14 protein-coding genes are annotated in these 15017 nt (G+C 65.7%); 9 read left to right on the top strand and 5 right to left on the bottom strand.

What is annotated here, in order from left to right; all coding sequences use genetic code 11:
- Positions 1-14: 14 nt before the first annotated feature.
- Positions 15-1010 carry a YihY/virulence factor BrkB family protein gene (locus GVM20_RS09975; RefSeq protein WP_166547053.1) on the bottom strand — a complete coding sequence of 332 codons (996 nt, stop codon included), beginning with the start codon at positions 1008-1010 and terminating at the stop codon, positions 15-17.
- Between the two features lie 23 nt (positions 1011-1033).
- Positions 1034-2014 carry a DnaJ C-terminal domain-containing protein gene (locus tag GVM20_RS09980; RefSeq protein WP_166547054.1) on the bottom strand — a complete coding sequence of 327 codons (981 nt, stop codon included), beginning with the start codon at positions 2012-2014 and terminating at the stop codon, positions 1034-1036.
- Positions 2015-2154: 140 nt separating this feature from the next.
- On the opposite strand from GVM20_RS09980, the gene pdxH reads away from it, so the two are divergent.
- Together pdxH and GVM20_RS09990 are read left to right on the top strand one after the other, a co-directional pair.
- Positions 2155-2823 carry a pyridoxamine 5'-phosphate oxidase gene (gene pdxH / locus GVM20_RS09985; RefSeq protein ID WP_166547055.1) on the top strand — a complete coding sequence of 223 codons (669 nt, stop codon included), beginning with the start codon at positions 2155-2157 and terminating at the stop codon, positions 2821-2823.
- A gap of 11 nt (positions 2824-2834) precedes the next feature.
- Positions 2835-3650 carry a PhzF family phenazine biosynthesis protein gene (locus GVM20_RS09990; RefSeq protein WP_166547056.1) on the top strand — a complete coding sequence of 272 codons (816 nt, stop codon included), beginning with the start codon at positions 2835-2837 and terminating at the stop codon, positions 3648-3650.
- 98 nt (positions 3651-3748) lie between these two features.
- Here the strand turns inward: GVM20_RS09990 and GVM20_RS09995 are convergent, their stop codons facing one another.
- A complete protein-coding gene (locus GVM20_RS09995; RefSeq protein WP_166547057.1) occupies positions 3749-4894 on the bottom strand; it encodes a serine hydrolase domain-containing protein in 1146 nt (381 codons plus the stop codon).
- Here GVM20_RS09995 and GVM20_RS10000 point away from each other — a divergent pair.
- On the top strand, positions 4893-5279 hold the full coding sequence (locus tag GVM20_RS10000) for a hypothetical protein (protein WP_234031948.1): 387 nt from the start codon (positions 4893-4895) through the stop codon (positions 5277-5279). The genes GVM20_RS09995 and GVM20_RS10000 overlap by 2 nt on opposite strands.
- Here the strand turns inward: GVM20_RS10000 and mnmA are convergent.
- Positions 5276-6445 carry a tRNA 2-thiouridine(34) synthase MnmA gene (gene mnmA, locus GVM20_RS10005; protein WP_166547058.1) on the bottom strand — a complete coding sequence of 390 codons (1170 nt, stop codon included), beginning with the start codon at positions 6443-6445 and terminating at the stop codon, positions 5276-5278. The genes GVM20_RS10000 and mnmA overlap by 4 nt on opposite strands.
- Positions 6446-6606: 161 nt before the next feature.
- Here mnmA and GVM20_RS10010 point away from each other — a divergent pair, with 161 nt between their 5' ends.
- The 6 genes from GVM20_RS10010 to GVM20_RS10035 all read left to right on the top strand — a co-directional run bounded on the left by GVM20_RS10010 (position 6607) and on the right by GVM20_RS10035 (position 14119).
- Positions 6607-7056 (top strand): hypothetical protein, encoded by a 450-nt coding sequence (locus tag GVM20_RS10010; RefSeq protein ID WP_166547059.1) that lies wholly within the window; start codon positions 6607-6609, stop codon positions 7054-7056.
- The gene (gene sciP / locus GVM20_RS10015; RefSeq protein WP_068350083.1) at positions 7053-7352 is read left to right on the top strand and encodes a CtrA inhibitor SciP; all 300 of its coding nucleotides are present in this window, start codon (positions 7053-7055) and stop codon (positions 7350-7352) included. Before GVM20_RS10010 ends, sciP begins: the two co-directional genes overlap by 4 nt.
- Positions 7353-7486: 134 nt before the next feature.
- On the top strand, positions 7487-7753 hold the full coding sequence (locus tag GVM20_RS10020) for a GlsB/YeaQ/YmgE family stress response membrane protein (protein WP_166547060.1): 267 nt from the start codon (positions 7487-7489) through the stop codon (positions 7751-7753).
- Positions 7754-7945: 192 nt separating this feature from the next.
- Positions 7946-9136, top strand: a complete 1191-nt coding sequence (locus GVM20_RS10025; protein ID WP_166547061.1) for an efflux RND transporter periplasmic adaptor subunit — start codon at positions 7946-7948, stop codon at positions 9134-9136.
- A gap of 80 nt (positions 9137-9216) precedes the next feature.
- Complete coding sequence (locus tag GVM20_RS10030; protein ID WP_166547062.1) at positions 9217-12768, top strand: efflux RND transporter permease subunit; 3552 nt, start codon at positions 9217-9219, stop codon at positions 12766-12768.
- A 46-nt stretch (positions 12769-12814) separates the two neighbouring features.
- Positions 12815-14119 (top strand): DUF445 domain-containing protein, encoded by a 1305-nt coding sequence (locus GVM20_RS10035; RefSeq protein ID WP_166547063.1) that lies wholly within the window; start codon positions 12815-12817, stop codon positions 14117-14119.
- A gap of 31 nt (positions 14120-14150) precedes the next feature.
- On the opposite strand, the gene GVM20_RS10040 is transcribed toward GVM20_RS10035, so the two are convergent.
- The gene (locus tag GVM20_RS10040) at positions 14151-15008 is read right to left on the bottom strand and encodes an energy transducer TonB (protein WP_166547064.1); all 858 of its coding nucleotides are present in this window, start codon (positions 15006-15008) and stop codon (positions 14151-14153) included.
- Positions 15009-15017: the final 9 nt, after the last annotated feature.

A 15017-nucleotide genomic window follows, 5' to 3' on the forward strand; every position in this document is an offset into this window, starting at 1 on the left:
TCCAGCGTTACCATTCATCCTGTTGTCTCCTCTGCGGGCCTGCCCGCCAGCTTTTCAGGCTCGGCCAGCGCTGCGTTCAATTGCGCTCCGATAACGAGGCCAAGGCCGACGAGCCAGAAAAAGAACAGCGTCACCATCGTGCCGGCCAGGCTTCCATAGGTGACATCATAACTGAAAACATCGCGCAGCACGACCGGGAGCGCCGCGGTGACCGCAACCCACCACGCCGTCGTAAACATCGCGCCAGGCCATTTCGGAAAGGCCTTGCCGCGATAGGAACGGGGGGTCAGGGTTACGAACAGCACCCACAGCGACCCACCAAGGCCCAGCGCGGGGACGATCCGCGAATAGCGCAGCCACGCGATCAGCTCGCCGAGTTGCGGCAAACGCGCTTCAATCACCTGTTGCGCCGCGCCGATCACCACCTGCGAAAACAGCGAGATCATCAAGAGCACCACCGCGCCCAGGATCAGGCCCGCCGACAGCAGGCGATACCGCCAGAACGCCAGCCGCGCCTTGGTGCCATAGGCGCGGCGCAGGATGTCGCGGATCGTCTCGATCAGGCTCGTTACCGTCCATAGCGCGACCAAGGCGCCAAGGCCCAGCAGCCAGCCCGAGCGCGCGTTCATCACGGTTTCGGCCACCGGGGCGATGACTTCGGCAACGGTGGGCGGCAGGGCGAGGCCGATTGCCGCGATCATGCCCTGCGCGCTCTCGCGCCCGCCGATCAGTTCAAACAGCGCTGCACCCAGCACAAAAAACGGGAAGATCGCCACCATCGACAGATAGGCGAGGTTGCCGGCGTGGATGAAGCCTTCATTATAGGTGCCCGCGAGCACGCGGCCGGCCACTTCAAATACGCGGCTGCCCGGCCCGAGCACCCGTTTGAGGCGCGCCATGATCCCGCTGCGAGGTTCGCGTTCGCCGTGACGCGCACGCTGCTTGCGCGCTTCGGGCGAGAGCGAGCGGACTTCGCGTTCTTGGGGCTGCGCGCGGCTGTCTGCGCTCATATCGGGCTCCTTGCGCGCCCGGCCTAGAGGCCGAACTTCTCGCGCGGGCGGGCCGTGTCTACCCAGCCTTCAAGCCGTTGTTCCAGTGCCTCCAGATCGGCGGGCAACTGGATTGCGATCGTCACCAGCTGGTCGCCGCGTTCGGGCTTCCCGTCGACCGTCTTGCCGTTCTTGCGCGTCCAGCCCTTGCCACCCAGCCGCAGCACGGTTCCGGACGACGAGCCCGGCTTGACCGTCAACATCACCGCGCCATCGACCGTGGGACATTTGACCTTGGCCCCGCGCACCGCTTCATCGAGGGTGATCGGCAGGTCCATGCGGATATTGTCGCCTTCGCGCCGGAAGAACGGGTGGCTGCCGACTTCGACCATCACGATCCCGTCGCCATGGCCGCCGGTGCCCGGTTGGCCCTTGTCCTTGAGCCGCATCATTGTGCCGTCTTCGACACCTGCGGGCAGCTTCAGGTTGATCGCCTTGCCATCGGCCAGCGTGATGCGCTGATCGCGCCCGGCGGCGGCTTCGACGAACGGCACGGCGAGCCGGTAATGGATGTCCGCGCCGCGCTTGGGCGGGGGTGGCGGGGGCTGGCGGCCGAAGCCGCGCTTGGGCGGTGCCTGCTGCTGGCGAGCGCGCCCGCCGAACAGGCCTTCGAACAGGTCGCCGAGATCGACATCATCCGCGCCGAAGCCTGCAAAGTCGGCCGCGCCCGGCCCACCGGCGCCATAGGTGCCGCCCCGACCATAGCCCGGCCGCGCGCCCATCCCGGCAAAGGGATTGGCCGGGTTGCCATCCGCATCAATTTCGCCCCGGTCATATTGCGCGCGCTTCGCCTTGTCCGACAGTAGATCATAGGCGCGGGTGGCATCGGAAAACTTCTCCGATGCCTGGGGATTGTCCTTGTTGCGGTCGGGGTGCAGCTCCTTGGCGAGCTTGCGATAGGCGCTCTTGATGTCCGCCTCGGACGCCGTGCGGGCAATGCCAAGAGTGCTGTAGGGATCGCGCATGGCGTATTAGCTAGGTGAGACAGTCGCGGTGTGCAAGCTTGCGGGTGATGCCGGGGCAACGGGAAATTTACGATACGCGCCTTTTCCCGCTGCGCGCGCATAACTATGTGCTGCCCCAGCCACCAAGGAACTCAGCGCCCATGTCCGATGCAACCCCTCTCGACGACGCCCAGTTGGCGGATAGCGTGCTGCCTGCGGGCGGCGATCCCTTTGATCTGTTCGAGGAGTGGTTTGCCGCTGCGCAAGTGGGCGAAATCAACGATCCCAACGCCATGGCCCTCGCCACCGCGACCGCGGATGCGGCGCCAGCGGTGCGGATGGTGCTGCTGAAGGGTCACGGCAAGGACGAAAATCCCGAAGGCATGGGCGGCGGGGGCTTCACCTTCTTCACCAACGCCGAAAGCCGCAAAGGCCAGCACATCCGCGCCAATATGCAGGCCGCCGTGCTGTTCCACTGGAAAAGCCTGCGCCGCCAGATCCGCATTGAAGGCCCGCTGATCGAGGTCTCGCCTGCTCGCGCCGACGCCTATTTCCACTCGCGCCCCTACAAGAGCCAGGTTGGCAGTGCGGCGAGCGACCAGTCCCGTCCGCTGGCCGAGCGGCAGACCTATCTCGACCGGGTGCAGGAATTGTGGGCCGCGCACGAAGCCGAAGGCAAAGTGCCGCGCCCGCCGCATTGGACAGGTTTCACCTTGAGCCCGCGCCGGATCGAATTCTGGATCGACCGCGACAACCGGCTGCATGACCGCCGCGAATTCATCCGCGAGGCGGCCGATGCGCCGTGGTCCGACACACTGCTCTACCCCTGAGGATTGCCCCGATGACGCAGAAAATTCCCTATTGGCACGTCGATGCCTTCGCCGCACAGCCCTTCGGCGGGAACCAGGCGGCGGTGATGGTGCTCGATGCGTGGCTCCCCGATGATGTGCTGGTGAAGATCGGGGGCGAAAATCTCTTCGCTGAGACTGCCTTTGTGGTGCGTGACGCCACAGGGGAGGCCGATTGGGAACTGCGCTGGTGCACGCCGACCTATGAAATCGCGCTGTGCGGTCATGCCACCTTGGCCAGCGGTCATGTGCTGCTCACGCGCGATGCCGAAGGTCAGGCGCTTGATCGCGTTACCTTCCGCACGCGAAAATCCGGCGTGCTGGAAGTGGCGCGCGTGGGGGATGCCTATGAACTGGCGCTCCCGGCGATTGCGACCGAGGTCGATACCCGTGAGAATCAGGCCGAAGCGATCCGCCTGCTCGGGGCCGAGCCGCTGGAAGTCTATCGCTCGGGCTTGGGCTACAATGTCTACCTTTATGAAGACGAGGCGGCGGTTCGCGGGCTTTCGCCGGATATTCGCGGGCTGGAAAAGCTTGGCAAAGACCAGTTTATCGTCACCGCGCCCGGAGAGAACACCGACATCGTCAGCCGCGTGTTCGTCCCCGGCGGCGGGGTGGACGAGGACAGCGTGACCGGCTCGGCCCATGCGGTGCTGACGCCCTATTGGGCGAAGCGGCTGGGACGCGACAGCTTCACCGCGCATCAGGCAAGCACGCGCGGCGGCGATCTGACGCTGCGGCTTGACGGCGACAAGGCATGGCTCGGTGGGCCATGTGTCACTGTCGTCGAGGGTAGCTTCTACCTCTAATCGGGCGCGAAGCGACCGCAAGGGCGACTGCCCGCCCGCAGCGGGCGCAGCTTGCTGCGCGTCTAGCGAGGACCGCACGCCGGATGGCGTGCGGAAAACTAAGGTGCGGGATACAGTTCGAGAATATCCGCGGCCTGCTGCAACATTGGCGGGCGCTCGGTGCTGTCCGAATGGCCGAGCCGCACCAGCGTCACCCGCTGACTGGGTGAGACCAGCACATATTGCCCCATGTGCCCGATCAGCGAGAACAGGCTTTGCGGCGAGCGGTCGGGGAATAGCGGGTGTTCGCTCGCCGGTGTGCCGGGGATCGGACGGTTGAGCCAGGTCTGGAACCCGTAATGCGGGCTGCGGGGGGAAGGGGTCACCATCGCCTCGACCCAGCGCTGCGGCACCAATTGCTCGCCGCCGGGCGCGCGGCCTTTCAGACGCAGGAACTCGCCCAGCTTCGCCCAGTCGCGTGCCGTGGCGTGCATCAGGCTGCCGCCGATCAGCGTGCCGCTCGCATCGAACTCGGGCACCATTGACGTCATGCCGAGCGGGCCGAACAACCGTTCCTGCAAATACCCCGCCACCGCCTTGCGCCGCGCATCGGGCGCGGTGCTGGCGGTCAGCGCCCGCGCGGCGATATCGGCGAGGATCACGCTGGTGTTTGAGGAATATTCGAACTGCTTGCCCGGCTCGGCTTCGAGCGGCTGCTCCTCCGCCCACTTCGCCATGTTGTCGCGCCCGTCGAGGAACAGCATCCTGACCTCGCTCGATTCGTAGGGCGGATCGCCCGCTTCGGTGTGGCGCAGCCCGCTGCGCATCTGGAGCAATTGGCGCAAGGTAATCTCGGAGCGCGGATCGCCGGGGCGCTGCCATAGCGGGACGGGCGCGGGGGCATCGAGGCTCAGCTTGCCGTCAGCGACCAGCATCCCGATCAGCACGCCGGTGACCGTCTTGGCCATCGACCAACTGATGAAGCGGGTGTCCTTGTCATAGCCCGGGCCATAGCGTTCGGCAGCGAGCTTCCCGTTCGCCATCAACACCACGGCGCGGGTTTCGCCGAGGCCCGGCATCGTGAACAGATCGTCGATCGAGCGGGCAAGCTGGTCCTTCGGCGCGCCCGCATCCGCGGTCACAGCGGCGAGCGCGGCTTCGGACAGGGGGGCTTGTCCCGGCGGTGTCGATCCGCAGGCGGCGAGCATCAGCAGGGCTGGTGCTAGCAGGGCCGCGCGATTATGGGCAGGCGATCCAAGGGTCATGCGGCCCCAATTCCCGATGCGCGAAGGCTTGGCAATGGCGAAATCATCCCCCCGCACAGCGATCCGTCGTCCCCGCTACGGGCTGTGGTTGCTGGCGATCATCGCGCTGGGTGTGGGCGGCGCTGCCTGGGCGTTTCGCGAGCCGATCAACGGCTATGGCAGCATCGCGTCGGCCTACTCGGCGCGCGTCGCCTGTTCGTGCCGCTTTGTCGCGGGTCGGAGCCTTGAGGATTGCCGCAAGGACAAGCTCGCCGGAATGGAAGCCGTGACCTTGCGCGACAATCCCGAAGCGAAGAGCGTCACCGCCCGCTTCCCCTTGGTGGCCGAGGCAACCGCGACCTACCGTGAAGGATACGGCTGCGTGCTGGAGCCTTACGAGGGTTAAGCGGCGACTTTTTCGGTCGAATCGATCCATCCGCCGCCGATCACCCGGTCACCGGCGTAGATCACCGCCGCCTGACCCGGCGCGACACCGAACTCAGGCGCGGCAAAGCGGATCGTCACTGCTGCGCCGTCGCCCAGCGCGCCTTCCAGAGTCACCGGCACCGGCTTGGCGAGGCTGCGGACCTTGGCCGTCAGCGGTTCGTCACCCAAAGGCCCGATGCGGTTGGTTTCGGTCACGCGCGCGGCGTTGACCGCCAGCATCCGCTTCGGCCCGACCCGGACTTCGCGCGCTGCCGCATCGAGGCCGATCACATAGAGCGGCTCAGGCTGGCCGCCGATCTCCAGACCCTTGCGCTGGCCAACGGTGAAGTGGACGATGCCCTTGTGTGTCCCGAGCGTCTCGCCGGTGGCGGCGTGGACGATCGCGCCGGGGGCCGCGCCTTCGGGGCGCACCTTGGTGACGATCTTGGCGTAATTGCCATCGGGCACGAAGCAGATGTCCTGCGAATCCGGCTTGGCCGCGTTGCGCAGCCCCGCCGCTTCGGCGAGTTCGCGCACCTGCGGCTTGGGCATCCCGCCCAGCGGAAAGCGCAGGTAATCGAGCTGCGCTTCGGTGGTGCCGTAAAGGAAGTAGGACTGATCGCGCGCCGGATCGAAGGCGCGGTGCAATTGCGGGCCGTCCGCCGTCATCACCCGCCGGACATAATGCCCGGTGGCAAGGCAATCCGCGCCCAATTCGCGCGCCATGCGGAACAGATCGGTGAACTTCGGGCCCATATTGCAGCGAATGCAGGGGACCGGCGTGCGTCCCGCGAGATATTCGTCGGCAAACTGTTCGACGACCTCTTCGCGGAAGGCGCTTTCGTGGTCGAAGACGTAATGCGCGATCCCGAGCCGATCAGCCACGGCGCGGGCATCGCGAATATCGTCGCCCGCGCAGCACGCGCCCTTGCGGCCGGTGGCGGCACCATAATCATAAAGCTGGAGTGTGATGCCGATCACCTCCGCCCCGCTGGCATGGGCGAGGGCGGCGACCACCGAGCTGTCCACCCCGCCGCTCATGGCGACGACGATCCGGCATTGGCTCGCGGCGCGCGGCAGATCGAACAGAGCAGCGGCGTCAGCAGGGGCCATCAGGCCGGTGTCGAGAAGGGCAGGGGTGTCCATGGGCGGGCCGCGATATAGCGAGCCTTGGCCTGTTTCGCCAGTGGCGCCCATCCCGTGCGCGATTCCGGCAAGATAATCTTGCCCGATCCGCCAGCACTATTCCTAAGCCGGGGTAAATGCCCCTTTTACCGGATTTTGACGCACTCGGGTTAGGAAGGGCGATGATGTTTGAGAAAGCCCAGCCTTTCAATGCGCACCGTGGTGCGCTTTCCGGTGGTCGTCCCGCCGAAGAACGCACCCGCGTGCGGACCTCGGCCTCCGCTGGGGCTGAGGAGCGATTCGCCCAGCGACCGGCGCGGCGCGCGGGTGAGGCCCTGCGCGCGCTCGAATGGAGCGAGCTGACCGCTCGGCTCAACGCAGCGCGCGATCTGCGGCTGTTGCTGCGAACCGAATCGCATGCGCCGATCGAGCAGGCCGCCGCCAGCTTCGGCGATGCGGCTGCAAGTTACTTTGCGCTTCTCGACGATAGCGAACCGGGTGTTAACCTTGATGCTTTAGGGCAATCTAAAGCCTTGGGTGCAATGGTTGGCTCCGACGAAGCCAACCGCCCGGGCGACGCGAAAGGATTACCCTCCGACGCACCCTGCGGCGATGCGAGAGACAAGCAATGATTGAGAACCAGGACATCCGCCCCGCACAGGTTATCGGCCCGCTTGGCGAGCCGCTGACGCTTGCCGACCTGCCTTCTCCCCAGACCAAGCGTTGGGTGGTGCGGCGCAAGGCCGAGGTCGTGGCTGCCGTGAATGGCGGGCTGCTGACGCTCGACGAAGCGCTCGCGCGGTATGGCCTGACGCTGGAGGAGTTTGCTTCGTGGCAGCGTGCGGTCGATCGTTCGGGCATGCACGGCCTGCGCGTCACCAAGATCCAGCACTATCGCGACCTCTACGAGCGCCAGCTCAAGTACTGACGCCAGCCTCGATTCGTCCCGCCGGAAGCCCGCTCTGCCCGTAAGGCGTTGCGGGCTGTCGTCGTTTGGCGGCACTCCTTGTCCACGGCAGCGCGCATATCTCGTGTACCAGCTGCCGGTATGGGAGACACTTTATGGGATGGATTATCGCGTTGATTGTTGGCGGTGTGGCGGGCTGGCTGGCCAGCCTCCTGATGAATCGCGATGCATCAATGGGCGTCGTCCTCAACATCGTGGTCGGCTGCGTCGGCTCGGTGATTGGCAATTTGATTGCCGGCCCCCTGCTCGGCATCAGCGGCAGCGTGCAGGAATTCTCGCTCCGAGGGTTGATCGTTGCCGTGATCGGCGCGGTGGTGTTGCTCGGGATCGTCAACCTGATCCAGCGCGGCCGCGTGCGCTGACGCGATAGCCTTCCCTCGCTCGGAACCGATGAGCCGCGCCTTTCGTCTAGGCTGAAAGTCATCGGTCGATGCAGTCATTGCAGCCCAACGCCCGACAATCTATGAGGCGTTGCAGTTGGTGACTTATGCGAGTAATACACTTCGTGGCCGGAGTGTCCGCTGCGCGGAACCGGTCCGAGTGAGGGAATGGCGATGAATTACGAGACGACAATCAGGGCCGAGGCCGCCGACGGAGTGACCACCGAGTATGCCGGTGCGCGCACGCTTGCCGCGCCCGCGCTCCCGCGCTGGCTGATTGTCGGCGGTCTTGGCGTATTCGGGCTGCTGTTGGCAGTCGCGGCGTGGTTTGCGCTGGCCGGCGGTGAGCCGGTGGCGGTTGACGATGACAATTCGCAGGCTCCTTCGGTCACCGTTGTCACGCCCGGTATGACGACGGTCGCAGGCGAGATTGAGGCGCCCGGCACACTGGCGGCACGCCGCCCCATGCCGGTTGGCGTCGTGGGTGAAGGCGGGCAGGTCCTGCGCGTCACCGTCGATGCGGGCGATTGGGTCCAGCAGGGCCAGGTGCTGGCGGTGATCGACCGTTCGGTGCAGGTCCAGCAGGCCGCCGCGCAATCCGCGCAGATCGATGTCGCCAAGGCTGACGCCAATCTGGCGCAGGCCAATCTTGATCGCGCCTCGCAGCTGGTGGCGCGAGGGTTTGTGTCCAAGGCCGATATCGACCGGTTGACCGCCGTGCGCGATTCCGCCGTCGCCCGCGTGAAGGTCGCGCAGGCGCAGTTCGGCGAACAGCGCGCGCGGAACGAGCGGCTCAATATCTATGCGCCCGCCACCGGCTATGTTCTCGCCCGCAATGTCGAGCCCGGCCAGACGGTCGGCGCAGGCTCTCCGGCGCTGTTCACCGTTGCCAGCGGCGGCGAGATGGAAATGCTCGCCCAGCTTTCCGAAGAACAGCTGTCGAAGCTGTCGGTCGGCACGATGGCGACCATCACTCCGACCGGATCGGACAAGAGCTTCTCGGGTCAGATCTGGCAGGTCGCTCCGGTGATCGACGCGACGACCCGGCAGGGCACGGCGCGGATCGCGCTGTCCTTCGCGCCCGAGCTGCGCCCCGGCGGCTTTGCCACGGCGCGGATCAATGCGGGCAGCTTCAGCGCGACGGTGCTTCCCGAAAGCGCTGTGCTCGCCGATAGTCAGGGCAGCTTCGTCTACGTCATCGGCAAGGACAAGAAGGCGGTGCGTCGCCCGGTGAAGACCGGCGCAGTGACCGCCAACGGCCTTGCCATCACCGAAGGCCTCACCGGCTCCGAGCAGGTGGTGCTGCGCGCCGGCGGGTTCCTCAACCCCGGTGAAACCGTCAACCCCCAGCCCCTCAAGAAGTAATCGCGTCCATCCCCGCGGCGGTTTGCCGCGTAACTGACGGGGAGTGGGCGCAGCACCGGCGAAACACAGGCAGGAATATCATGGCTCTACGCGACATCTCGGCCTGGTCGATCCGCAATCCGGTGATCCCTCTGGTGTTCTTCACCGGCCTGCTGTTTGCCGGGATCGTCAGCTTCCTGCAAATGGACGTGACCAACAACCCGGACGTCGATTTCCCGGCGGTCACGGTCAACATCTCTCAGCCCGGCGCCTCGCCGACCGAGATCGAGAACCAGATCACCCAGCGCGTGGAAAGTGCGCTGCGTTCGATCAGCGGGGTCAATTCGATCCAGTCGACTGCGCGTGAGGGCAGTTCCAACACCTTCGTCGAATTCGAAATCGGCACCAACCTGATCGAAGCGGTGAACGAGGTCGAAACCGCGATCGATTCGGTGCGCGGCAGCCTGCCCGACGGCATTCTCGAACCGCAGGTCTCCAAGGTCGACGTGGTGGGTGAACCGATCGGCTATGTCGCGGTCGAAGCCAATGACATGACGCTGGAGCAACTGAGCTGGTTCATCGACGATACGGTCGCCAAGCGGCTGCTGAAGATCGAAGGCATGGCCGAAGTCCAGCGTTTCGGTGGGGTCGACCGGCAGATCGAAGTGATCCTCGATCCCGCGCGGATGCAGTCGTTCGGCGTCACCGCGTCCCAGATCAACGCCGCGCTGCGTCAGGGCAATCTCGATGCCGCAGGCGGCCTTGCCGAGATTGGCGGCACCCGCCAGTCGCTGCGCGTGCTCGGCAATTCGGACACGGCCTTTGCCTTGTCCCAGACCCAGATTCAGCTGGGCGGCGGACGCACCGTGCGCCTCGCTGATATCGCCAAGGTGCGGGACGGCTTTTCCGAACGCACCTCGATTTCCGAAGTCAATAGCAAGGAAGTCGTGAACTTCATGATGAACCGCGCGCGCGGTGCATCGGACCTTGCGGTCTATGACGCGGCGCTGGCCGAGATGGACAAGATCGAGGCCGAGAACGAAGGCGTGAAGTTCATCAAGCTGTCGACCAGCACGACCTATACGCGCGGCCAGTACAAGTCCTCGATGTGGGCGCTGGTCGAAGGCGCGGTGCTCGCGGTGGTCGTGGTGTTCCTGTTCCTGCGCGATTGGCGCGCGACCTTTATTTCGGCGGTCGCAATCCCGCTGTCGGCGATCCCGACCTTCTGGTTCATGGATCTCCTCGGCTTCAACCTCAACTTCCTGTCACTGCTGGCACTGGCGCTGGTGGCAGGGGTGCTGGTCGACGATGCGATCGTGGAGATCGAGAATATCGTGCGCCATATGCGCATGGGCAAATCGGCCTATCAGGCGAGCATCGACGCGGCGGATGAAATCGGCTTGCCGGTGGTCGCTACCAGCTTCTGCATCGTTGCCGTGTTCCTGCCCGTGGGCCTGATGCCGGGCGTGTCGGGCCAGTTCTTCCAGAACTTCGGCATCACCGTGGTGATTGCGGTGCTCATGTCGCTGGCCGTCGCGCGGATGGTCACGCCGCTGATGGCGGCCTATTTCCTGAAGTCCAAGGGCCACGCCGAACATGGCGAGGGGCCGATGATCGACGCCTATATGCGGGTGCTGGCCTGGACGCTCGATACCGGGCGTATGGCAGCGCGCCGCGCCGGGCTCGACGGCCCGCGCCACCGCGCAGTCTATGTGCTGACGCTGCTCTTGGCGGTGATCGTGCTGCTGATCGTCCCGGCGCTGGCGATGTTCGAACTGGCAAGCGGTTCGATCTCGGCCATGTTCGCAGGAGGCATGGGGGTTGCGCCGCCGTGGAAGGGCCTCATCGGGCTCGACGTGCACAAGCAGATCGCCGCGGCAGTCTCCGCCGATCCCAACACCACCGCGCACAAGATTGTCGCCAAGGTATTCGAAGTGGTGATCGTGCTGTTGGTCTCGCTGCTGTCCTTCTTTGCGACCTTCGCCGCGTTCAAGGCGATCGAGGCGCCTGCGGGCGGCGACAGCAGATTTGCCCGCAGCATCCGCTGGATGACGGCGCGGTTCTACGATCACCGCATTTGGATGCTCGGCATCGGCTGGTTTTCGCTGCTGGTGACGATCCTGCTGTTCGGCCAGATCCCGGGTCAGTTCCAGCCCACCATCGATGACGAAAACAGCCGCGTCGAAATCGAGATGGTGCCCGGCACCACGCTCGCCGAAACCAAGCGGGTGGTGAACACCGTGGCCGATCGCCTGCGCCAGGAGCCGGAGGTCGAACGCCTGTTGGAACGCATCCGGCTGGGTGAAAGCTCGTCGATCTTCGTCAAGTTGAAGGAAGATCGTCAGCGCACCTCGGTCGAGTTCGAGCGTGAGCTTGCGCCCGATCTCGCCAAGTTCCCCGATGCCCGCGTGCGGTTCCAGTCGCAGTCCGGCGGGTTCGGCTCGGGCCGTGACATGACCGTGATGCTGGCGGGTTCCGATCCGGTGCTGCTCGATCAGACCGCCGCGCGGCTGGTGGAGGAGATGCGCGGACTCAAGTCGCTCGTCGCCCCGCGCATCAGCGCTGACCTCAACCGTCCTGAAATCATCATCACCCCGCGTGACAAGATCGCCGCTGAGCTCGGGATCACCACGGTGGCCCTGTCGCAAACGATCCGCATCGCGACACTGGGTGAGATCGAACAGAACGCCGCGCGCTTCTCGCTGTCGGATCGCCAGATCCCGATCGTGGTGCGCCTGTCGGAAGCCGCCCGCGCCGATTTCCGCACGATCGAAAACCTGCCGGTGCCGCTGCCCAATGGCGGTTCCGTGCCGCTGAGCCGGGTTGCCGATATCACCTTCGGGTCCGGCCCGACCGCGATCCAGCGCTACAACCAGAACCGCCGCGTGCTGGTGGGGGCGGACTTGGCCGCAGGCGTGCTGAAGGGCGAGGCGCAGGCGCAGATCGACGCGCTGCCGGTGTTGCAGGAGCTTCCGGTCGGCGTGATTCGCGACGTGGTCGGCGAAGAGGAATGGCAGGCCGAACTGGTCACCAACCTCATCATCGCGATCATCGCGGGCGTGATGCTGGTGTTTGCGGTGCTAGTGCTGCTCTACAAGCGGCTCATGAGCCCGCTGGTCAACATGACTTCGCTCGCTCTGGCACCACTCGGCGGGATCCTGCTGATCTGGCTGCTGGGCCAGCCGCAGTCCATGCCGGTCTATATCGGCATCCTGCTGCTGCTCGGCATCGTCTCGAAGAACTCGATCCTGCTGATCGACTTCGCGATCGAGGAGATGAACAAGGGCGTCGGCAAGCTCGAAGCAATCATGGACGCCGGGCACAAGCGTGCGCAGCCGATCGTGATGACCACGGTTGCGATGACTGCAGGGATGGTGCCGGTGGCGCTCTCGCTATCGGGCGACGGGGCGTGGCGTCAGCCGATGGGCATCGTGGTGATCGGCGGGCTGGTGCTCTCGACGCTGCTGACCTTGCTGATCGTGCCCGCGGGCTTCAGTCTGGCGGACAGCTTCGAAAAGCGGGTTGGACCGTGGCTCCGGGCGCGGATGCTGACCTACAAGCCGGGCGACGAGAACAGCTTCGATGGCGCGCAGGATCGGCCGTTCCCCGGCCTTGCCAAGCTGTCGCCACCGGGCAGCGAACCGGCTGAGTGATTGTAAGGGCGTGACGAACGACCCCGAAGCGGGCTAAGGCCACAGGATGGCAACGCGCTCTCTGAGGCCCCTCACGCTCGGCGGCCAGCCGCTCACGGTCGATCGTGCCCGGCGGATGCGCTGGACGGCGACCGGCATGCTGGCGGCGATGGCGCTGATCTTCATCGCCACCCACGGTCTGGCAACCACCGGCCACCCCGCCTGGGCCTATCTCAACGCCTTTGCCGAAGCGGCGATGGTGGGCGGTCTGGCGGACTGGTTCGCGGTGACGGCGCTGTTCCGCCACCCGCTTGGCCTGCCGATCCCGCACACCGCGATCATTCCCGAAAACAAGGACCGCATCGCCGACACCATGGCGCAGTTCCTGCGGGAGAATTTCCTAACCCCCGCCGTGGTCGCGCGGCGGATGTCGGCGATGAACGTCGCCAAGGCAGCAGGCGAGTTCCTCGCGGCCTCGCCCGAACGGGGCCCCAAAGGCGAGATGGTGGACGAACGCTCGCGGATCACGTCCGGCGCGGCGGAATTGCTGGCGGAGGTGCTGGAATCGCTCGACCCCGACCGGCTCGGCAATCAGGTGCGTGCGGGCCTCGCAGGCCAGTTGGCGAAGCTCGACATCGCGCCGCTTGCAGGCCGCATGATCGAGACAACGATGGCGGACAAGCGCCACCAGCCGCTGATCGACGGCTTCGTGCGCTGGGCGGGCCTCACCATTGAGGACAATGAGGAAACCCTGCGCGACATCATCCACCAGCGTGTCGCAGGTGTGCTGCGCTGGGCGGGGATCGACAAGACCATCTCCTCCAGCGTGCTCGACGGGCTCTACAAGCTGCTCGCCGAGGTGCTGGTGAACCCTGATCACCCCCTGCGCGGCAAGATCGAGGAAGGCCTCGCCAAGCTCGGTCAGGATTTGCAGCACGATCCCGAGACCCGCGCCAAGGTCGAAGACATGAAGCGCGATCTGATCGCTAACCCCGCCGTGGCGGTGTGGTGGACCGGGGTGTGGGAGCGCATCCGTCGTTCGCTGATCACCCGCGCCCGCGACCCCGAAAGCAGCATGGGCGAGGAAATGCGCAACATGCTCTCCGAACTCGGACAGGCCTTACAGGCGGACGAGCGGCTACAGCTCCAGATCAACCGCTTTGCCCGCCGCACCATGGTCGGCGTGGCCACCCGTTATGGCGACCAGATCGTTCGACTCGTGTCAGAAACGGTCAAGCGCTGGGACGCGACCACTATCACGGACCGCGTCGAAGGCGCCGTGGGCCGCGACCTTCAGTTCATCCGCATTAACGGCACGCTGGTCGGCGGGCTGGTGGGGATGACACTGCACTTTATCACGACGGTGCTTTAGGGAGCGACGCGCCCCCCACAGACCCGCCCGCTCAGCGGGTGCCGCGCTGCGCCTCGTAGGCGGTGGCCGCGTAGCTCACCCGCGCCTTCCAAAAGGAGGCGACCGGCGCGCCTGCGGCATCGCGCGCGGGGTTGTAGCGCGCTTTGGTCATTGCCGCGCAGGTGGCGGCATCAATATCAGCGTGACCCGATGAGATGATGATCTGGCAATCGGTCGCCTTGCCCGCCGCATCGACCAGCGCAACCGCCTCGACCGGCCCGCTGCGCAGGTTGCGCGCAGCGATCCTCGGATATTCGAACTTCGCTTCGTCCGCCGTCACCGCTTGGCTGAGGGCGTACTGCACCGCGGGATCAAGACCCCAGCCGCGCATGATCTGCGCAGTGCAGTCATTGAGGTCACGGGCAGCATCGGCGAGCGATCCGGTGGCGAAAGTCACCGCGTCACCGCCCTGGGACACAGTGATTTGCTCCACGCCCTCAGCGGTGGCGGTATCGATACGGCCACTGCCAGCGGTGGGATCGGGCTTGTTCGTGTCGAGCCACACGCCCTGAAGAATAGCGACGTTGCCGTATTCGCGGTTCGGCTCGATCCGGGCCTTCTTCTCGAATCCGCCGTGGTCGGCGGCGAAGCTAACGCGCAGCGGGCTATCGGAGCGCAGGTCGCCAAGCGAGGGTCCTGCCAGCGCGATACCGACCGCCGGGCCCGGGGCGTTCTGCTCGAGAATGATAAGGTGTGGCTTGCCACCGGCCTCGAAGCTGCGCTGCACTCGGCACACCCCGCCCTCGCTTGAGGCCTCCCAAGGCGCGGCAGGCGTAGCGATATGAGCTGGCGCGGCGAGTGCAGGGGTGGCGGTGGAGAGGGCAGCAAGCGCAAGGAGGGGGAAACGCATTGGGCAAGT

Origin of the sequence: Porphyrobacter sp. SLTP, assembly GCF_009905735.1 — a bacterium.
Classification (GTDB): domain Bacteria; phylum Pseudomonadota; class Alphaproteobacteria; order Sphingomonadales; family Sphingomonadaceae; genus Erythrobacter.